Raw genomic sequence first — 19,443 nt, 5'->3', positions numbered from 1 at the left:
ATTTTTTTGTATATGCATGTAGATGTTAAAGAATCAGCTTACTATTAACAGATAAGACGAAAGGTTTTACTTTTAGATTTCGATAAGTTAAACTAACGTGGATAATGAATGTCCGTATTAGTCAAGATGCAATGAAAAATCTCTTTTAAAAAAGGTGGTGGGCATCATGCAGATGAAAACCGGTGTTGAACAATCCGTCTACGCCATTCTAATACTGAACATGTTGCCAGATAGGGCGGTATTACCAGGAGAGGCTATAAGCCAACAGTTGGGAACTTCTCCGACTTATTTTCAAAAACTGTTGAGAAAGCTAGTGAGCGCTGACTTGATTACCTCTGTCGCAGGCGTAAAGGGTGGCTTTAAATTAAAGAAAAAACCTGAAGAGATTCGGGTATACGATGTTTATCTTGCGATAGAGGGTCAGCAATCTCTTTATTCTCCAAGTGGGATTCTCGATGACATGCTTGACTTAGAAAAAGAAGATGAATGCTGTTTGTTGACGGATTTAATGGATGAAGCTGAATCGACTTGGAAAACGGTATTGAAGCGTGAAACGATTGCATCCCTTTACAAAGAAACGACTAATCGCTTCCCTGAAAAAGTAGAAGGCTTGAAAGAATGGGCAAAAGAAAGAATGGTTTTATAGGTATGGAGTTCATTTCTCTACAAATACACGATGAAAGAAGTGGCATATAGATGATTAAAGGATTAGACCGCATTAATGAATTAGCGAAAAAACAACGTGAAGAGGGCTTAACCAATGCTGAAATGGTTGAACAAACAGTCTTGCAACAAGATTACTTACGTGAAATTCGTGGGCAGGTTCTCAATACTGTGTCAGGCATAACTGTGTTGGATCCACTTGGCAATAATGTAACTCCCGAAAAAGTCCAGCAAGAAAGGAAGGTAACGACATGAGGTTAAGTGTTCTGGATCAGGCACCCGTAACAAAGGGAAATAATGCGGTTGATGCTTTGAAAAAAGCAGAAGAGCTTGCTATTTTGGCAGATGAATTAGGCTACCGTCGAATGTGGATGGCGGAGCATCATGGAACAAAAACCTTTGCAAGTTCAGCGCCAGAGGTGACAGCGGCACATTTAGCGGCCAAAACGAAACAAATTCATATCGGTACTGGCGGTACCATGATGATGCATTATTCTCCGCTGAAGCTGGCTGAAGTATTTAAAACACTCAGTGCTTTTTCACCTGGCAGAATTGACTTTGGTGTGGGGCGGGCGCCGGGAGGGGACAATGATTCGATCTATGCTTTATCCGAAGGACGCCCTCCGATGGTCAACAATATGTATGAAAAATTCGATATAGCACTGCAATTGATCAACGATGAAGTACCAGGCGATAGCCTATACAATAAAACGATTGCCACGCCGTCACAGGTAGTTTTGCCTGAAGCTTGGTTATTAGGTTCGAGTGGCAATAGTGCCATTCAAGCGGGGCGTATGGGCGTTGGATATTCGTTTGCACAGTTTTTTAATGGTCAGCTATCCGGGTCGATTTTGGAGGCTTATAGGAAGAACTTTAAACCTTCAGCGTTTATGGAGAGACCGGAAATCAATGTTTCCTATATGGTGACAACAGCTGAAACAACAGAAGAAGCTGAGTTTGAGGCAGCACCACAAGATATTTGGCGTATGCAGTTTATGAAAGGCAAATTCGGGCAACTTTTGACGCCAGAAGAAGCTCGTGATTATCCGCTGACGGAAATGGATCGCATGATGATTCAAGATAGTCGTAAAATCCACTTAGTAGGATCTTCGAAAGAAGTTGCAACGCGATTACAACAAGAGCAACAACGATATGGATTTGATGAAGCAATGATTTGTAGCATTCCTCATTCGCAAGAGAAACGTTTGAATGTTTATCGTTTATTAGCTCAGGAGCTGCTCTAGGGAAGAAAGGAAGTATGGAAATGAAGGATTATTTAGTAAAAGCCATTGCTTATAATGATCAAGTGCGTGCCTATGCAGCGATCACAACGGAAACTGTTGGGGAAGCGAAACGTCGCCATCAGACATGGCCAACTGCGTCTGCGGCGCTTGGGCGTTCGATGACAGCAGGCGTGATACTAGGCGCAATGCTGAAGGGCGAGGAGAAGCTGTCGATAAAAATTGACGGTGGTGGTCCAATTGGTACGATTTTAGTCGATGCAAACAGCAAAGGCGAAGTGAGAGGCTATGTGACAAATCCTCGAACGCATTTTGAGTTAAATGATCAAGGTAAACTTGATGTGAAAAGAGCCGTCGGAACTGATGGTCTGCTGACTGTATCAAAGGATATTGGCTTACAACAGCCTTTTGTTGGTTATGTTCCTCTTGTATCTGGTGAGTTAGGCGATGATTTTACATCGTATATTGTACATTCAGAGCAAGTCCCTTCTTCTGTTGGAGTAGGTGTCTTAGTCAATCCAAATCAGACGATTCTGGCAGCAGGAGGCTACATCATTCAGCTGATGCCTGGTACAGATGAGAAGACGATCGAGATGATTGAAGAACGTTTGAAAAATATTTCGCCTATCTCTACGATGCTCGAGCAAGGGATGACACCTGAACAAATACTTGAACAAGTATTAGGGACTGGAAATGTGAAATTTCTAGAGGAAGTTCCTGTACAGTTTCAATGCCAATGCTCCAAAGAAAGGATTTCCAACGCTATTATTAGTTTAGGTGGCGCCGAGATTCAAGACATGATTCAGACAGATGGGCAAGCTGAAGCAAATTGTCATTTTTGTAATGAAAACTACCATTACTCTAAACAAGATTTGGAAGTACTGTTGGAATCTGCGGTTTCATAAAGTTTATAGTATTCACACCATTAAAAAGCCATCTTTTCGCTTATTATGAAAAGATGGCTTTTGCTTATCCAAATTTACTGTGAAGGGAAGAAGTCATACAACTCTAACCCGATATCATGGACCCAAACTTTTGCATGGTCACCAGTTGGATCAGCGACCCATAAATCGCCTTTAAAAGATACTAAATCTTTTTGTCTTGACCAAGTGATTTTATTGATGGAAGGTAAAAAAATTGGCGTAAAATCTCCTTGTCCTTTTGGAGGCTTCGTTATTTGTATTTGTTTTGGATTGGTTAATGATAACAGATACAAAACCGGTTTCGGACGCTTATTAGCATCATCGGACCATTCACTTTCGGGCACCCTAGAAACAATAAGGGATACATCATTTACCCATGAAAAACCTAGTTCTGCATAGTTTTGCGGGGTAAGGTTTACTGTTTGAGTGGCCGGGAGCTCGGTTACTTTTAAGTTTTTATTTTTAAAACCAAATACAATTCGTCCTTCTCCTGCAATATAACCAAGTAAGCTGTTATGAAATGCCCATTTTGGAGTAAAATCATTGATGACCTCATCGATTACAATAAATTCTTTTCCGTCTACGGAAATCACACAAAGCATCTCACTGTCCATCGCCCCTGAAGGAGTATCGGAAACAATGAAGGTTATCCATTGTTTATTTGGTGAATATGAAAATTTTCCAGCGTTGAGTGCATCAACTTTTACGTCATCTTTTGTTATCTCTTTTGGAATTACGAATAAACGTTTCACATTCTTTGTTAAGTCATTGATGTTTTGATAACCATCTTCTATAGAAATCGTATAAATAATTGTGTGTGTCCAACCATCTGGGCGAAAAGAAGCACTTGACGATGTGATAAAACCTTTGCCATCTGGCTGCCACTCATAATCATTTACTCCCAAAGCAATATTATAGAACCTTGTCAAATCAGATATATTTAATACACGACCATCGCTAAAGGCAACAATATTTTCTATTGGTGACCACTTTGCATTGTATCCGTCATGGAATATTTTTTGATGCTTTTTTGTTGCGACATCATAAACCCATAATTCATTTGAAGTTCCTTTCGGATCGCGTATATTGCCAGCCACTTCTTTTTGATACAGCAGCATTTTTCCATCGAATGACCATTGAGGAGGATAATTATACGTCGCTTTTTCTTTCGTTATTTTCACTTCTTTGTCGTCGACTTTGAGCCATAAATGGCCATCTCGAATAAAAGCAATTTTTACATCGGATGTGTTCGTTTGTGCATGGGTAAGGGACGGAGCAATTAAACATAAGACCATCAGAATTTGTACAATCTTTTTCATGCCTTCACCTCTTGTCTTGTATGTTCTCCTATAGAAGTAAACTTACGCATGTCTAATTTTTACTGTACATATTAAAAAAGGGATACTTAACTTTAGGTGATTCACCCATTAAAAAGTCATCTTTTCGATTGTAGAAAAGATGACTTTTTTCATATCTTTTGCTGAAATCAACATTCCAAATATGAGATATGCGTGTTAAGATGCAATAAATGGGAGGAGATACATAGTGAATAATCAACGCTGGCTTTCGCAGAACTTTTTCGTATTTTTTTTAACATGGGGAGTATTTTTGCCTTACTGGACAGGGTGGCTTGTACAGGCTAAAGGATTGAGTGTGGCAGAAGCAAGTCTAATCATGGGATTTGGTTTGTTGGTGCGCGGAGCGTCGACGCTGTTCGCCTTCCCATTAATATCTAGATATTGGAGCAGTCAAAAGGTTATTCTTATTTTGACAGTTAGTTCACTGGCAACGACGTTACTATATCTTCCGATTTCGTCATTTCACACACTTTTCGTTGTAACCATTCTATTTAGTGCCGTTTTTCCAGCTTTACTTCCTGCTGTCGAAAGTACTGCAAGTACATTGGTACAGCAAGGTGACGTAAATTATGGTAAAAGTCGTTCTTACGGTTCATTAGGCTTTGTGATTTCTGTGTTTATCGTTAGTGTAGTAACGGGTTATTATGGAGAACAGGCGATTTTATGGAGTATGATGGTGGGGCTTTGTTTTATCCTTTTTATTTCTTTTTTACCGACACCAGCTGTCCTGTTAGTGAAACCGACGGTGAGGGAGCGTAAAGAGTCACCAACGATGCGAAGTTTATGGCAAATTAAAAGCTTTCCAATTATCTTGCTGGTCGTTGTGTTACTACAAGGCTCACATGCATCTTATTATAATTATGGCTATATTTATTTGCAGAATTTACATGTGAATAACTATTATATTGGACTCATTTTTAATATTGCCGTTATTTTTGAAATTCTTTACTTTACGAAGGCTGATCACTTGTTTAAGAAATGGAAGCCCTCGTCGCTATTATTGCTAGCGGCAGCAGGATCGACACTGCGTTGGATACTTGTGTTTTTGTTCCCAAATGTGTGGGTGTTTATGTTCTCACAAAGTTTACATGCACTATCGTTTGGAATTGCGCATTACGCATTTATCCTTTACATAACTAAAAATTTAACCAAGCAACAAATCCCAAGTGCGCAAGGCGTATACTCGGCTTTTGCCTTAAGTTTGAGCACTGCAGTTTTGACATTAGTAGGTGGGTTTTTATACGAAATTTCTCCAGGACTCGCATTTTTGGGGATGATTGTCTGTACAGTGCCAGCAATGTTGCTAATTGTAGGGACAAGAAAGCGCTATGATTATTAATTTTCACTGAATCATGTGACTTAACGGAAGTGACGCTTCAGTTAGTCTTTTTTATTCCTTAGGTGACGTCCTCTTCTAAAAAAGGTACAATGGACTGAATACTCATTCATTTCTATAAAGGGGACTTTACTGATGATACATAAAATTATACTTCCAACACCATTCGCAGTGGGCGATGTCAATTCATTTCTGATGAAAGGGGATACGTTATCACTTGTTGATGCAGGACCGAAAACACCCGAAGCATATGCGGCGCTAGAGCATGGCATTAAGGAAGCGGGTTATTCATTCAACGATATTGAACAAGTTATTTTGACGCATCATCATCCCGATCATGCGGGATGGATCGATGCATTTGATCAGGCAACTGTGTTGGGCCATACCTATAATGACCTTTGGCTGAAGCGGGACGATGATTTTTTCAAGTATCATGATGCCTTTTACCTAGATCGTCTGATGGAAGAGGGCGTACCTGAAGAATATCTCTTTTGGGTGAAACGCATGAAGCGTTCTGCTGTGTTAATGGGTGAACGACCGCTCGATCGGCTACTTGCAGAAGGTGATGTACTGCCTGGGCACGAAGGCTGGACGGTCATGGAAACACCTGGTCATGCGCAAAGTCATCTCGTTTTTTGGAATGAACAAACGGGTGAAATGATTGGTGGGGATCTTGTGCTTGAAAAAGTATCTTCCAATCCGCTCATTGAGCCGCCACTCGATCCGAGAATGGGACGTCCGCGTTCGTTATTACAATATAACGCGTCATTGAAAAGGTTGCTGACTCTGCCTGTTGATATTATTTACAGTGGGCATGGCAATGAAGTGCGCAATATTCATGCGCTGATTGAAAGTCGTCTAGTGAAACAGCGTGAACGGGCCATGAAGGTGCTTGCCATGATGGATGGCGGACCGCGGACGATTTTTGAACTAACGAAAGAATTATTCCCGGTTATTTATGAAAAAGAATTAGGGCTGACATTATCCGAAACAATTGGGCAAACCGATTATCTCGTCGATGAAGGGCTCGTTGTTGAAACATGTGATGAAGGCGGCGTCTATCATTATGAACAAGCGTAAATCAGTTGTCGTGACAGGCGCAACAAGTGGTGTCGGCTTTGCGTTGACAAAAAGGCTGTTGCTAGAAGGTCACGAGGTTTGGGCAACTGGTAGGGCACCGGATAAGCTATGGGAATTGCAAAATGCAGGTGCCCAAACGGTACTGGCGGATTTATCGAACAAAGAAGATGTGAATCGGTTGTTGGCCAAGATTGCTACGCCTGATATTGTCATTTTTTCAGCTGGTGTCGGGATGTTCGATTATGCACATGAAACGGCAGATGACGCGATAGAGTGCATGATGGCTGTCAATGTCGTTGCGCCTATGCAACTGACCAAGCGTTTGTTGCCGGGCATGATGGAACGCCAACAAGGGCATCTCATCTTTCTGGGTTCTCAAGCGGGGAAAGTGGCAACACCGAAAGCATCTGTCTATGCAGCATCGAAGCATGCGATTATTGGCTACACCAATGCGTTGCGCATGGAAGTGGCCCCATTTGGTATCCATATCACAACCATTAATCCTGGTCCGATTGATACGCCTTTTTTAGATTTGGCAGATGACACTGGCAGCTATCGAACATCTCTTGGGATGCATCTATTGGCGGTGGATGATGTTGTCGACGCAGTGATGAAAACGGTGAGACATCCGGTGAGGGATGTGAATTTGCCTTGGTATATGGGTGTGACGAGTAAAATGCATGCTGTGGCGCCGACACTTGTCGAACGACTGGGTCGTAAGTATTTTATGAAGAAATGAGGTAGCTGGGGGCTTGTTTGATGAAGAAAAGATTTAAAGTGAAATTAAAAGAACACGTCGGTGGTGGCATTATTAAAATTGTAGTGGATACTGAAACAGGTGTAAATTATCTTATTACAAGTGGTCTAGGAGTGAGTGGAATGACCCCGTTATTGGATAAAGACGGGAAAGTTGTAATTGATTAATGTCAAATTGCTGAGATATCATGCTCCTTTTATGGAGTACAGATAACTAATTTTATTGAGGTGATATGAACGACTAAACACGAAGAGGGGCATTTTACTTTAAGAAAAGACTATTAAAATATTTCTGACATGTTATCATAAGAAATAAAAGGAGAAAAACATAATGAAATTTTACATAGTTGATGTTTTTGCGGAAAAACCATTTGAAGGAAATCAATTAGCTGTTTGTATTCCTAATGGGGATATTAAACAAGAAGAAATGCAAAAAATTGCGAAGGAAATCAACTTTTCAGAAACTACATTTATTATGTCAGGATTACAAAAAAATAGCGGCTACAATGTAAAGATTTTTACACCGGATTCAGAAATACCGTTTGCGGGACATCCTACACTTGGTACTGCATACGTTATTCAACATTTTATAGATGGTAATAATTCAAATGAAATTAAACTTAATCTTGAAGTTGGACAGATCCCTGTAATGTTTAATGGTCAAGAGGGTTGGATGTTACAAAACCAACCCATATTTAAAAATACAATAGACGTAGAAACTATTTCGAGAATTCTTGGAATTGACATTAGGGATATCAATGTTGAACTTCCTGTCCAAGTAGTTTCAACAGGATTACCAAGCATTATTGTAAATGTAAAGACTTTAGATGCAATAAACCGATGTAAAATAAATCATAAACTTTATGACGAACTTTTAGAGGAAATAGGAGATGCAAATATTCTTATCTATACAAAAGAAACAGTAAATCCATCTAACGATTTACATGCAAGAGTCTTTATGTTTACGTCAGGTCATCTAGAAGACCCAGCTACGGGGAGTGCTAACGGAAATTTAGCTGGTTATTTATTAGAACATAACTTTTTTGATAGCCAGGATATAAGTTATTCAGTTGAACAAGGTTATTCGATTAATAGGAAATCATTATTAAAAGCAGTAGCTACTAAACATAATTCCAAATACACAATACAAATAGGTGGCAGTGCTTTTGTTGTAGCGGAAGGCAAATGGTTCTAATATGATATTGAACTAACAGGTGCTTCGTAATAGATTAATATGCGACATAAAAAGTCAACAGTGATCTGTTGGCTTTTTATGTCGCATCCGAACCAAAATGTGTAGCGGCGAGAGCGTAGATTGGGAGGTATAATAAGTAGTAATTTTCATAATTAACCTAATTATAGTGTGAACATATGGTAATATTTATTTAATAAAGAAAGATAGCAGGTGAGACATGGACTTTGTATTAACAGAAGAAATGATATTGAATGACCTTATCCATACGTGTAAACGATATTTTGGATTTCAAGTAGAAGAAGCTACGCCTATTAGACGTGGTTGGCTTAATTTAAAGTGGAAAATAACAACAGATGCCGGCGTTTTTTTACTCAAGCAATACAACAAGGAAAGATACAAAAAATATAACCCTGAAAAACTAGTAGTGGCTTTCTCTCAACAAATGCAATTACATCATAGGGGACTTCCATGCCCCAAGCTCTATTCTTATGAAGGACGGTTTCTTTTAGCATCGGATAAGGGAGAACTATTTATGGTAATGGAATACTGTGATGGTATTGTAATCCCCCCAGGTAAGTTAAGTGTTCATCAAATGTATGACTTAGGACGAGTCACAGGCAATATGCATCATTTGTTAAATGACGGTACATCTAGGCTTAAGAGAAGCCCCGAATTTATTCCCCCAAGTCGTGAGGAACGTTTAGCTCATTGGGAAACTGCTTGGAATCATGCAAATCATATGAACAAATCAGATCTATTACCCATATTAGAAACACAATATAACGTAACTGAAATTATAAATCTAGAAGATTTTAATCTAAATGCAACCGGTTGGGCTCACAGAGATCTTTGGGTAGATAATTTATTGTTTAAAGAGAAAAAAGTAAGTGCTATTTTAGATTTTGATCGAATGAAATATGACTACCCACAGCTCGATGTTGCAAGGGCTGTCATGTCTGGAGCTTTATATAAAAATAACTTTGATGTTTCTCTTGTTCGAGCTTTTATAGAAGGATATGGTGAGCGATGTTTGGTTGAGAAAGGATTCATAATCAGCTCTTTAAAAATGTTATGGTTCATGGAAAGTACATGGTGGATAAAAGCAAGTATGGATCAGCATAGTGGACCTCCAGAACGTTTTGCAAAGGAAATGCTTTGGCTATCTGAAAATCAACAAGAATTGGAGTCCATGTTAGGGAATACATAAAAGTAACGAAAACAGTAGATTGATAGCGAGTATGAAATAGAAGAGTGAACAGTATATTCTAAGGAAATGAATGATAGCGTACAATTCCCAAAATGGATTTTCCTTTTATTTTGGGAATGAAGTCGCCCAATCACTAAATAATCGGGGGAGAAAAATATGAGGCTATCAGAAATTCATCCACTTTTATACCACACTCGAATTAAGCAAAGACGGTTATTTCGTTTCTTCCGGAACTTGAGAGACAGAAAAAAGTTTGCAAAGAATAGGATTAAAACTTCTTTTCCTTATACGTGCAAAAAACATCAATCGCTCTTGCGGAGGCGGTTGGGTGATAGTGATCCACAACTCCAAGAAAATAAAATTGTAAATCTTTCGATTGCAGCGAGTGAAATTGATGGGATCATTATACGCCCTAGTGAAGTGTTTTCATATTGGGAATTAGTCGGGAAAACAACAAAAGAAAAAGGATATATTGAAGGTATGCAACTCTCAAGAGGAGAAGTGAAAACCGGCGTAGGTGGAGGCATCTGTCAGCTTGCGAATCTCCTTTATTGGATGGCCTTACACACGCCTTTAACGATAATAGAAAGACATCATCACAGCTTCGATCCTTTCCCGGACGAAGGAAGAGTTCTTCCGTTTGGCAGCGGTGCAAGTGTTTTTTACAATTATGTTGATTTAAGATTTCTTAATACAACTAAGCAAGCCTTCCAAATCCGAGTTTGGTTAACAGATCATCACCTAAAAGGAGCCATCTATACCAACAAGGAAGTGCATTATTCTTATCATGTCAAGGAAAGGAAGCATAAGTTTTCTAAGAAGAATAGTAAGAACTATAGACAGAATGAGATTTGGAGAAAGACGGTTGATAAACGAACTGGGAACTATATGAATGAAGAACTTCTTATTAAAAACTTTGCTGAAGTTAAATATGATGTTAAGCCTGAACTTGTCTCCCAATAATCTCAAAAATAGGATACCTTCTAAACGTATCAAAAAGGAGAAAGGTGGGAAGCGAGCTACCCGCATTTAGCCATCTTGGGACAAGTCAACGATCCGCTAAGCTCAAAAAACGCCGCACTGGCAGCTAGATTATTTCTTGGAGATATCTATAAATAGACCAAGAGACTGTGAGCGGCTTCAAATGCTTTACAGGCTGGAACGTTCGTGTGATAAAATGAAGTCAGATAGTTTGTGAAATATAAATAAAGGGGTAATAGAATGTTTCAATACTTGCAACCAGGCGACCAAATAGGGATCTTTTCACCATCGGCACCCGCGACAGTTACTGCACAAGTACGATTTGAGAGAAGTAAACGGTTTTTAGCAAGCAAAGGGTTTGAAATCGTAGAAGGTAATTTGACAGGGAAAATGGATACTTATCGTGCGGGCACACCGAAAGAAAGAGCCGCAGAACTAAACGAATTAATACAAAATCCTGCTATCAAACTCATCATGTCTACCATTGGTGGTACAAATTCTAATAGCATATTGTCTTACATCGATTATGAGGCGTTTAAAAAAAATCCTAAAATAGTCGTGGGCTATTCTGATGCAACGGCAGTACTGCTAAGTTTATATGCGAAAACGGGAATTCCAACTTTTTATGGCCCGTCCTTAATCCCGTCTTTCGGTGAATTTGAACCGCTTGTCCAAGATACTTATCACTATTTTGAAAATTTTTTTATGGCACCGCAAAGTTTACCTTACGAAATCCAGATGCCTTCTTTTTGGTCAGATGAGGCAGTTAATTGGGAGACGAAAACAAAGGAAAAAACGTTGTATAAAAATGAATGGATTACTGCCGTAGATGGCCTGGCGGAAGGCAGATTGATAGGTGGTAATTTGAATGCTATGTACGGCATGTTAAGTAGCCCGTATATGCCTGAAGTACAAAAAGGTGACATATTGTTAATCGAGGACTGTGCCAAAAATACAGCTATTATCGAAAAAAACTTTGCCATGCTCAAAGTGATTGGTATTTTGGATAAAGTAGGCGGCATTATTTTAGGGAAGCATGAGTGCTTTGATGATTTAGGAACGGGGCGTAAGCCGTATGAAGTGTTACTAGAGATCCTAGATGATGTAAACATTCCGGTGCTTGCGGAATTCGACGCATGTCACACACATCCTATGCATCCCATGCCGATTGGGCGCAAGGTCGTGTTGGATGCAACGAATAAGAAGGTATATTTAGTAGAGAAATGGATTTGAAGCTATGATAAAGAATTGACCTATCCCGGGCATTCGAGCAAAAGGATAGAGTCAATTCTTTTTTGTATTAGTCTTTATTCGCCACGTTCTTAATCAACAGCAGGCATTGTTCTTTTATACAAAAACGCTGATGACGAATCACCGTGTATATAGCCGCCACACCTAACAAGGTTGCAGATAATAGGAATGTGAATCGGACATCCCACACTTCAGCCAGAGCGCCAAAAGTTAAAGAAGAAACGGCGAATAGTAGTGAACCAAGTGCGCCTTGCGCGGCATACATTTTAGGTAGCTCCTCGGAAGTAGCTACTTTTTGGAGAAATGTGTCACTAGCAATTCCTTTTAGCTGTTGAAAGACACCATTAATACCAGAAAATGCAAGTGCAAGCCAGGAAATCGTTGCCAAACCAAACAGCAAAGTGATTACACTTATCCCGATTGAAAAAATAATTAACACATGTTTCATGTTCTTTTCAAACAGCGATATAAACCGCGTGCATAGTACTCCACCGATAACCATTCCGATAAAAAATGAGGTGTTGATATATCCCCACCAAGCCTCAGTTTCTCCCAGTACTTCTGTTACAAAAACGTAAAGTATGGAAGCAATCCATACAACATTTGCAACAGCTTCAAATACGATGATGACATGCAGGCTCCTATAAAAAGGATTTCTCCATATGATGAGCCAGCCCTCTTGTAACTCACCGCTCCGTCGACCAGTAGAATCATTTGGTTGAAACTGGGTAGGATCAGCAATTCCAGTCATCATCATCGAAGCGATCACATACAATCCCAACGTCAATAAAATGACATGTTGACCACCTGACAAAGCAACAAGTAGACCACCAAGTGCCCAGCCGCCTAAATTAACCGTTTCGTAAACAATCGAAAAGAAACTATTGGCTTTCACTAATTCGTTATTAGGTACCAGACGCGGTAGCATCGCATGGCTTGCTGGTGATGCCCATCCATCCAAAAACGCAATCATAAAAATAAAGCTGAGTAGTACAAGAATATTCGGTGTGAGTTGAATGATTAACAACAGCGAAAGTAAACCTAACAAGATTGTCTTACACACCTGAGAGTAAACAAGAAGTGTTTTTAACGAATAGCGATTTAACAGTACTGGAGCAATCATACCACCACTAAAACGCCCCATCATATTGATAAAAGGCACCAGCGCTAACATAAATGGAGACTCCGTAATGCCATACAACATTGAAATAAGCCCTACAATGTAAAAGATATCACCTAAGTTGGCCAGCGATTGACCAATCCAGAGAAAACGGAAAGATTGACTCTTCATTCTTACTACCCCTTATTCATCAAAATTAATAATTGATTAGGAAAGGGTAGGTTTTACACTCGTTTTATGCCTCCTTACATATGTTCATATTCTTTGTGTGATAAAAGACTAACAATTTTAATTAGCACATCAAACCTTTAAAGTTCATGAAGGATAGTAAGAATGAGTTACATGATTTTATTGTACACGAATTCTATAATTGTGTGAATGCTCTGGTGTTGGATGTATTTAGAATTAGTGTTCATCATGTTCTTCCTGGTCTTTCAGCACAGTTAATACTACAAATCCATCCGTGAATGAGCCTTGGTCGCACCCTTTTAGCATATATGTCACGACTTGCTGCCCCTCTTCCATGACAAGGTCCTGACAGGTTCTATTCACTTTGGCCGGCTCATCACCTCTGTTGTTATTGTTCGAACGGTCAATTTCTAAATCGATAGATGAACCATCAAATGTTAAATTGTATAGTGTCGGATCGCCTTCAAGCGTGTAATTGGCAATGCGTACAGTAGCTGGCTTATTCGCTTCGATTCTATCCAAGAACAATTCAAAGCGTGGGAAATTATAAACGGGACCATTGTGATTGATGACATCTCCATTTTTTACGGCTTTTTCGCTATCGTATGAACAGGCTGATAGTAGTAAGATTCCGAGGATCCAAAGAACGTACCCCATTTTTTGCATCGTTATCCCTCCGGTGATTCTCTAGTCTTTTCACCTTCATTGTATGGGGCATTCGAATCTATTATCACTAAAGTTATTTCATAATCCGAATAATTTAAAACTCGGACCTTTTATATTGTTCCGAATTTTGCTAAACTATTCAAAGGTCAAATTTTAAAAAAAGTAGGGGATGTCAAGTGAAGGTTTTAGTACACCTGAGTTGGTTTTTTAAACAACAGAAAAAGCAGTACCTATTTGGAATAGCCATGCTTGTTTTCGTATCGCTCTTGCAGCTCCTACCTCCGAAAATCATCGGTATCATTGTCGATGATATTACATTAGGTGAATTGACAGCTGGGGGGCTGACGAGATGGCTCGTTATTTTAGGAGCGGCAGGTATCTTCATGTATGTCGGACGTTTTTACTGGCGTATGATGATTTTTGGCTCGTCTGTTTTGCTATCGAGGACGATGCGCGAAAAGTTATTCAATCATTTCACGAGAATGTCGCCGTCTTTCTACCAAAAAAGACGGGTAGGGGATTTAATGGCCCATGCCACCAACGATATTAATGCAGTCCAGCAAACCGCCGGCATGGGGGTATTAACACTTGTCGATTCCATCTCGACGGGTGGATTAGTCATTTTGACAATGGCCATCACCATCAACTGGAAATTAACACTAATTGCACTTATTCCGCTACCATTTATGATTTTCATGACTGGTTACTATGGGCGACTGTTGCGTAATCGATTCCGAGTTGCGCAAGAAGTCTTTTCAAATTTGAATGACAAAACCCAGGAAAGTATATCGGGGATTAAAGTCATTAAAACATTTGGCCAGCAACAGGAAGATATTGAGGATTTCACGAATTTATCTACGGATGTCGTTGATAAAAACATGCGGGTTGCTAAAATCGATGCTTTATTCGATCCGACGATTACAGGAATCTTTGCCATTTCATATATTTTGTCCTTCTATTTCGGAACGAAGTTTATTATTGCAGGCGATATGTCCATCGGGGATATGGTGGCGTTCAGTACCTACCTTGGCCTACTCGTGTGGCCGATGCTGGCATTCGGCTTCTTATTCAATATTGTAGAGCGCGGAAACGCGTCATACAGCCGGATTATGGAATTATTGTCCATTGATCCAGAAATTAAAGACTTGCCGGGTGCGATTGATAACAGACCAGAAGGCGATCTTTATTTCGATATAGAGGAATTCAAATTCCCTGACGACGAGCGCCCCGCTTTGCATAATGTTCATTTCACGCTACAACGAGGAGAGACGATGGGGATCGTTGGGAAGACAGGGTCTGGGAAAACGGCTATCTTAAAATTATTGCTGAGAGAATTTGAAGGGTATAAAGGAAGTATTGTCTATGGAGGTAATCCTATTAATCAATACAAGCAGCAACGCTTACGGGAATCGATTGGCTATGTGCCACAAGATCACTTCCTATTCTCGACAACCCTGGCTGAAAATATTGCGTTTACCAATCCGAAAATTGCGACGGAGAGCATTTATGAGGCGGCACGGCTTGCACATATCCATGACGACATTCTAGGGTTTACGGAAGGCTATGATACTGTAGTCGGCGAACGTGGTGTATCGTTGTCAGGTGGTCAAAAGCAACGGGTGTCTATTGCACGTGCGTTGATTATGAAGCCAGAATTATTGATTTTGGATGATTCTCTATCGGCTGTGGATGCCAAAACGGAAGAAGCCATTTTGGCATCGCTCAAACAAACACGGACGGGCGAAACGACGATTATTACGTCACATCGTTTAAGCGCCATTCAACATGCGCATAAGATTATCGTATTAGATGAAGGAACAATCGTTGAGGCAGGAACGCATGAGGAGTTAATTGCAATTGATGGTAAATATAAAGAGATGTATGATTTGCAACAACTAGAAGTACTTGTTGAACAAGGAGGTGAGGGCTAATGTCTATGGAAAATCAACAAAAACTAACCGTAAAAGATCAATGGTTAGTCTTTAAAAGGCTATTAAGCTATACCATCCCTCATAAAAAAAGTATATTTATCGCGCTTACCTTATTGATTTTGACAACGATAGGAATCATTGTAGGGCCCTTAATTATTCAGCGATTCATCGACAATCATTTGACGCCGATGAGCTTTCCGAAGGACACGGTCACGACTATCGCCGTAGTTTACATTTTTATTCAAGTGTTCATCGTCGTAGTGTCCTATTTCCAATTGATGCGTTTCCAGGACATTGCCCTGAAAATTATTCAACAAATGCGGATTGACGTATTTTCAAAAGTGCAAGGGCTTGGCATGCGTTATTTCGATAAAACACCTGCGGGAAGTATCGTGTCACGCGTCACCAACGATACAGAATCCATCAAAGAAATGTTTGTCAGTGTTATTGTGACATTTTTACAAGCAATTTTTGTGCTTATTGGTGTCTATATTGCTCTGTTTTCACTGGATCGTCAGTTAGCGCTGATTTCTTTGTTATTATTGCCTTTAATCCTACTAGTTATTATCGTTTACAGACGTTACAGTGCTGATTTCTATCAAGATATTCGTGAACGACTAAGTCAGCTGAATGCTAAAATTGCTGAATCATTATCGGGTATGGGAATGGTCCAAGCATTTAGGCAGGAAGATCGATTAGAAGCAGAATTTGATGCGATTAATGAAAAACATTTCCGTGCAGGCATGCGTAACATTAAATTAGATAGTGTGCTACTAGGACCCGCGATTGACTTGTTATATGCAGGAGCTATTGTGTTCGTCCTTGGTTATTTCGGATTTCTGTCACTTGACAGTGCGGTCGAAGTTGGGATTCTTTATATCTTCACGACATTGATTGGGAGACTCTTCCAACCGATTCAGCAAGTGATGCAGCGACTATCAATTTTCCAACAAGCACTCGTCTCTGCTTCGCGTGTCTTTAAATTGATGGAAGATCCGGATATGGAGCCCGAACAGCAAGATCATGGCCATGCGAAAATTCAAGATGGTCAAATTGAATTTCGCAATGTATCGTTTTCCTATGATGGACAAGCGGATGTGTTGAAAAATATTTCATTCACCGCAAATGCTGGTGAAACGGTTGCACTTGTTGGCCATACGGGAAGTGGGAAAAGCTCGATTATCAACTTGCTGATGCGTTTTTATGAATATGAGCGTGGGGATGTTTATATTGATGGCGTGTCGTTGAAAGAGTTTCCGAAGCAAGAACTGCGCAAGAAGATGGGATTGGTGTTGCAAGATCCATTCCTGTTTTACGGAGATATCGAAAGCAATATCCGTTTGCATCATCAGGAGATGACTTCTGCGCAAGTCCGAGCAGCAGCTGAATTTGTGCAGGCGAATGAATTCATCGAAAAGTTGCCTGATAAATATGCGCAAAAAGTGACTGAGCGCGGTTCGACCTTCTCAAGTGGGCAGCGCCAGCTCGTTGCGTTTGCACGCACTATCGCGACCAATCCAAAAGTTCTTGTGCTCGACGAAGCTACAGCTAATATTGACACCGAAACAGAAGTGGCCATTCAGGCTAGCTTAGAAAAGATGCGAAAAGGGCGTACAACGATTGCAATTGCCCACCGCTTGAGTACAATTCAAGATGCGGAACTGATTCTTGTTCTTCATAAGGGTGAAATCGTTGAACGCGGTACGCACCAGGAGCTTTTGATACAAAAAGGACTTTATCACAAGATGTATTTGCTGCAAAATGGGATTTTAGAAGACGTCATTTGATTCATTAACAGTGTGCGCGTATCCTTACAAAGTTACGTGTACACTGTTTTTTTTGCCTAAAGGACGAGCCGTTGCGTAAGATGCGAGCCCTTTAGACTGCTCTCCTTTAAAATGTCATAAACTGTTCACAGACAAATTAGACGTAATCCCGAGCTTCTTTTGATACGATAAGGACAGAAAAGATAGAAGGGGAGAGAATAATGGCACCAGATTTAAATTTATTTCTCGCTTTTGGAGCCGGTTTCTTAAGTTTTATTTCACCTTGTACATTGCCCCTGTACCCAGCATTCCTATCGTATATTACGGGCATGTCATTGGATGATTTGAAATCGGATTCGAAGCGAATGACTAAAAGCGGAATGCTACATACGCTGTTCTTTTTAATCGGATTTTCACTTATCTTTATCGTACTAGGTTTCGGATCTTCATTCCTAGGGAAGTTCTTTATTGAAAACCAAGTGATTCTAAGACAAGCAGGCGCTATTTTCATTGTCTTATTTGGTCTGATGATCGCCGGATTGTTTACGCCGCAGTTTTTGATGAAGGAAAAAAAGTTGCAATTTAAAAATAGACCTTCTGGATACTTTGGGTCTATACTGATTGGACTTGGATTCGCAGCTGGCTGGACGCCGTGTTCAGGACCTATCATCGGGGTAATTATCACCTTAGCTGCTAACAATCCAGGATCTGGTATGGTTTATATGCTAGCCTATGTCCTTGGTTTCGCCATTCCATTCTTTATCCTATCGTTCTTTGTGACAAGGCTCAGCTGGATTCGGAAATCTAGTGGACTGATTATGAAGATAGGCGGCTACGTCATGATTGCGGTCGGGATTTTGCTGTTTTTCGATGGCATGACATACATCATCAGTTTACTTAATCCGATTTTTGGAGATTTTACAGGCTTTTGATTTGGAGGAATCACTCATGAAACAAATAGGTTCGTTTGAAGAATGGATCAAGACAATCGAGCGGGAAAATGAGTTGCTTCTTTTCGTGAAAACCAATAATTGTTCGGTCTGTGACGGATTATTCCCGCAAGTAACGGCATTGGAAGCGGATTTTCCAATCCCTTTTTATCAAGTAAATGCAGCGCAAGTACCTGAAATGGCCGGCCAGTTGTCACTGTTTACGGCACCTGTTGTTTTATTGTTCTATGGTGGTAAGGAGTATACGCGATTTGCCCGATTTGTTCGGTTGGAGGAGTTAAAGCAGCGCATAGTAGAACTTATTGAGCGGGGGAGAGCAGATTGAATGCATTGATTGAAACGATTTTCACGAAAGTGCCCCCGGTTTATCTCATTATTGGTTCCACTGCTATTGCGCTGTTTATGGGCATACTGGCACTTATTGTTCGAACGAAAGCGGCGAAAAAACCAGTAACAGCAAAAAGAATAATCCTGCCGCCCTTGTTTATGTCAACGGGTGCGCTGATGTTCTTTTTTGAAGAATTCAGAGTCGCTCCACTGCAAATTGTGGAAGCACTCATTGTCGGGGCGCTTTTTTCAATCATTTTGATTAAAACGACAGGGTTTGAACAGAAGGAAGACGGCATCTATGTCAAACAATCAAAAGCATTCTTGTTCATCTTGTTGGGGCTTCTAATTGTCCGACTCGTAGGCAAACTGCTACTTAGCAATACCATCGACGTAGGCGAACTTGGCGGGATGTTCTGGATTTTAGCGTTTGGCATGATTGTCCCATGGCGGATAGGCATGCTTGCTAAATTTAATCAAATAAACACAACTAAACAATAAGA

At 40.2% G+C, this 19,443-nt stretch carries 20 protein-coding genes; 17 read left to right on the top strand and 3 right to left on the bottom strand.

The features are described 5' to 3' along the window. The first annotated feature begins 166 nt into the window (after positions 1–166). Genes R2B72_RS02565 through hslO form a run of 4 tightly spaced genes read left to right on the top strand, consistent with a single transcriptional unit; the run spans position 167 to position 2,809 of the window. Positions 167–646, top strand: coding sequence for an Rrf2 family transcriptional regulator (locus tag R2B72_RS02565; RefSeq protein ID WP_318614608.1), 480 nt, complete (start codon positions 167–169; stop codon positions 644–646). A 50-nt stretch (positions 647–696) separates the two neighbouring features. Beyond that, the gene (locus R2B72_RS02560) at positions 697–918 is read left to right on the top strand and encodes a DUF896 domain-containing protein (protein WP_318614607.1); all 222 of its coding nucleotides are present in this window, start codon (positions 697–699) and stop codon (positions 916–918) included. Further along, a complete protein-coding gene (locus tag R2B72_RS02555; RefSeq protein ID WP_318614606.1) occupies positions 915–1,907 on the top strand; it encodes an MsnO8 family LLM class oxidoreductase in 993 nt (330 codons plus the stop codon). Before R2B72_RS02560 ends, R2B72_RS02555 begins: the two co-directional genes overlap by 4 nt. Before the next feature lie 20 nt (positions 1,908–1,927). After that, positions 1,928–2,809: an Hsp33 family molecular chaperone HslO gene (gene hslO, locus R2B72_RS02550; RefSeq protein WP_318614605.1), complete on the top strand. Its 882-nt coding sequence runs from the start codon at positions 1,928–1,930 to the stop codon at positions 2,807–2,809. 74 nt (positions 2,810–2,883) lie between these two features. Here hslO and R2B72_RS02545 read toward each other — a convergent pair whose 3' ends face one another. Further along, positions 2,884–4,146 carry a TolB domain-containing protein gene (locus R2B72_RS02545; RefSeq protein WP_318614604.1) on the bottom strand — a complete coding sequence of 421 codons (1,263 nt, stop codon included), beginning with the start codon at positions 4,144–4,146 and terminating at the stop codon, positions 2,884–2,886. A 226-nt stretch (positions 4,147–4,372) separates the two neighbouring features. Between R2B72_RS02545 and R2B72_RS02540 the strand changes: the two genes are divergently transcribed. From R2B72_RS02540 to R2B72_RS02505, 8 genes are all read left to right on the top strand, one after another. Continuing rightward, complete coding sequence (locus R2B72_RS02540) at positions 4,373–5,524, top strand: MFS transporter (protein ID WP_318614603.1); 1,152 nt, start codon at positions 4,373–4,375, stop codon at positions 5,522–5,524. Between the two features lie 132 nt (positions 5,525–5,656). Then, positions 5,657–6,601 carry an MBL fold metallo-hydrolase gene (locus R2B72_RS02535; protein WP_318614602.1) on the top strand — a complete coding sequence of 315 codons (945 nt, stop codon included), beginning with the start codon at positions 5,657–5,659 and terminating at the stop codon, positions 6,599–6,601. Then, positions 6,588–7,340: an SDR family NAD(P)-dependent oxidoreductase gene (locus R2B72_RS02530; RefSeq protein ID WP_318614601.1), complete on the top strand. Its 753-nt coding sequence runs from the start codon at positions 6,588–6,590 to the stop codon at positions 7,338–7,340. The genes R2B72_RS02535 and R2B72_RS02530 overlap by 14 nt, the downstream gene beginning before the upstream one ends. A gap of 20 nt (positions 7,341–7,360) precedes the next feature. Then, positions 7,361–7,525: a DUF6440 family protein gene (locus R2B72_RS02525; protein WP_318614600.1), complete on the top strand. Its 165-nt coding sequence runs from the start codon at positions 7,361–7,363 to the stop codon at positions 7,523–7,525. A gap of 163 nt (positions 7,526–7,688) precedes the next feature. Next, complete coding sequence (locus tag R2B72_RS02520) at positions 7,689–8,552, top strand: PhzF family phenazine biosynthesis protein (protein WP_318614599.1); 864 nt, start codon at positions 7,689–7,691, stop codon at positions 8,550–8,552. Positions 8,553–8,769: 217 nt separating this feature from the next. Next, on the top strand, positions 8,770–9,759 hold the full coding sequence (locus R2B72_RS02515) for a phosphotransferase (RefSeq protein WP_318614598.1): 990 nt from the start codon (positions 8,770–8,772) through the stop codon (positions 9,757–9,759). Positions 9,760–10,083: 324 nt separating this feature from the next. Then, positions 10,084–10,722: a VanW family protein gene (locus R2B72_RS02510; RefSeq protein ID WP_318614596.1), complete on the top strand. Its 639-nt coding sequence runs from the start codon at positions 10,084–10,086 to the stop codon at positions 10,720–10,722. 258 nt (positions 10,723–10,980) lie between these two features. Continuing rightward, the gene (locus tag R2B72_RS02505) at positions 10,981–11,973 is read left to right on the top strand and encodes an LD-carboxypeptidase (RefSeq protein ID WP_318614595.1); all 993 of its coding nucleotides are present in this window, start codon (positions 10,981–10,983) and stop codon (positions 11,971–11,973) included. A 67-nt stretch (positions 11,974–12,040) separates the two neighbouring features. Here R2B72_RS02505 and R2B72_RS02500 read toward each other — a convergent pair whose 3' ends face one another. Both R2B72_RS02500 and R2B72_RS02495 read right to left on the bottom strand, forming a co-directional pair. Then, entirely contained in the window at positions 12,041–13,282 is a 1,242-nt protein-coding gene (locus R2B72_RS02500; RefSeq protein ID WP_318614593.1) for an MFS transporter, read from the bottom strand. Positions 13,283–13,516: 234 nt separating this feature from the next. Continuing rightward, entirely contained in the window at positions 13,517–13,966 is a 450-nt protein-coding gene (locus R2B72_RS02495; RefSeq protein WP_318614591.1) for a DUF4362 domain-containing protein, read from the bottom strand. A 176-nt stretch (positions 13,967–14,142) separates the two neighbouring features. On the opposite strand from R2B72_RS02495, the gene R2B72_RS02490 reads away from it, so the two are divergent. The 5 genes from R2B72_RS02490 to R2B72_RS02470 all read left to right on the top strand — a co-directional run bounded on the left by R2B72_RS02490 (position 14,143) and on the right by R2B72_RS02470 (position 19,441). Continuing rightward, on the top strand, positions 14,143–15,897 hold the full coding sequence (locus R2B72_RS02490) for an ABC transporter ATP-binding protein (RefSeq protein WP_318614590.1): 1,755 nt from the start codon (positions 14,143–14,145) through the stop codon (positions 15,895–15,897). A gap of 5 nt (positions 15,898–15,902) precedes the next feature. Continuing rightward, positions 15,903–17,684, top strand: a complete 1,782-nt coding sequence (locus tag R2B72_RS02485; protein ID WP_318614678.1) for an ABC transporter ATP-binding protein — start codon at positions 15,903–15,905, stop codon at positions 17,682–17,684. Between the two features lie 200 nt (positions 17,685–17,884). After that, complete coding sequence (locus tag R2B72_RS02480; RefSeq protein WP_318614588.1) at positions 17,885–18,595, top strand: cytochrome c biogenesis CcdA family protein; 711 nt, start codon at positions 17,885–17,887, stop codon at positions 18,593–18,595. A gap of 16 nt (positions 18,596–18,611) precedes the next feature. Then, a complete protein-coding gene (locus R2B72_RS02475; protein WP_318614586.1) occupies positions 18,612–18,938 on the top strand; it encodes a thioredoxin family protein in 327 nt (108 codons plus the stop codon). Further along, a complete protein-coding gene (locus R2B72_RS02470) occupies positions 18,935–19,441 on the top strand; it encodes a CcdC family protein (protein ID WP_412177780.1) in 507 nt (168 codons plus the stop codon). The genes R2B72_RS02475 and R2B72_RS02470 overlap by 4 nt, the downstream gene beginning before the upstream one ends. Positions 19,442–19,443: the final 2 nt, after the last annotated feature.

The organism is Sporosarcina sp. YIM B06819, assembly GCF_033485175.1.
Lineage (GTDB): Bacteria > Bacillota > Bacilli > Bacillales_A > Planococcaceae > Sporosarcina.
The sequence above is the reverse complement of the archived record's forward strand: the minus strand, read 5'-3'. Positions and strand labels throughout refer to the sequence as shown.

Excerpts from the sequence above, each read along its gene's own strand:
- R2B72_RS02565 (WP_318614608.1), top strand. The coding sequence starts at position 167 with ATGCAGATGAAAACCGGTGTTGAACAATCCGTCTACGCCATTCTAATA.
- R2B72_RS02560 (WP_318614607.1), top strand. The coding sequence starts at position 697 with ATGATTAAAGGATTAGACCGCATTAATGAATTAGCGAAAAAACAACGT.
- R2B72_RS02555 (WP_318614606.1), top strand. The coding sequence starts at position 915 with ATGAGGTTAAGTGTTCTGGATCAGGCACCCGTAACAAAGGGAAATAAT.
- hslO (WP_318614605.1), top strand. The coding sequence starts at position 1,928 with ATGAAGGATTATTTAGTAAAAGCCATTGCTTATAATGATCAAGTGCGT.
- R2B72_RS02545 (WP_318614604.1), bottom strand. The coding sequence starts at position 4,146 with ATGAAAAAGATTGTACAAATTCTGATGGTCTTATGTTTAATTGCTCCG.
- R2B72_RS02535 (WP_318614602.1), top strand. The coding sequence starts at position 5,657 with ATGATACATAAAATTATACTTCCAACACCATTCGCAGTGGGCGATGTC.
- R2B72_RS02530 (WP_318614601.1), top strand. The coding sequence starts at position 6,588 with ATGAACAAGCGTAAATCAGTTGTCGTGACAGGCGCAACAAGTGGTGTC.
- R2B72_RS02525 (WP_318614600.1), top strand. The coding sequence starts at position 7,361 with ATGAAGAAAAGATTTAAAGTGAAATTAAAAGAACACGTCGGTGGTGGC.
- R2B72_RS02520 (WP_318614599.1), top strand. The coding sequence starts at position 7,689 with ATGAAATTTTACATAGTTGATGTTTTTGCGGAAAAACCATTTGAAGGA.
- R2B72_RS02515 (WP_318614598.1), top strand. The coding sequence starts at position 8,770 with ATGGACTTTGTATTAACAGAAGAAATGATATTGAATGACCTTATCCAT.
- R2B72_RS02505 (WP_318614595.1), top strand. The coding sequence starts at position 10,981 with ATGTTTCAATACTTGCAACCAGGCGACCAAATAGGGATCTTTTCACCA.
- R2B72_RS02500 (WP_318614593.1), bottom strand. The coding sequence starts at position 13,282 with ATGAAGAGTCAATCTTTCCGTTTTCTCTGGATTGGTCAATCGCTGGCC.
- R2B72_RS02495 (WP_318614591.1), bottom strand. The coding sequence starts at position 13,966 with ATGCAAAAAATGGGGTACGTTCTTTGGATCCTCGGAATCTTACTACTA.
- R2B72_RS02485 (WP_318614678.1), top strand. The coding sequence starts at position 15,903 with ATGGAAAATCAACAAAAACTAACCGTAAAAGATCAATGGTTAGTCTTT.
- R2B72_RS02480 (WP_318614588.1), top strand. The coding sequence starts at position 17,885 with ATGGCACCAGATTTAAATTTATTTCTCGCTTTTGGAGCCGGTTTCTTA.
- R2B72_RS02475 (WP_318614586.1), top strand. The coding sequence starts at position 18,612 with ATGAAACAAATAGGTTCGTTTGAAGAATGGATCAAGACAATCGAGCGG.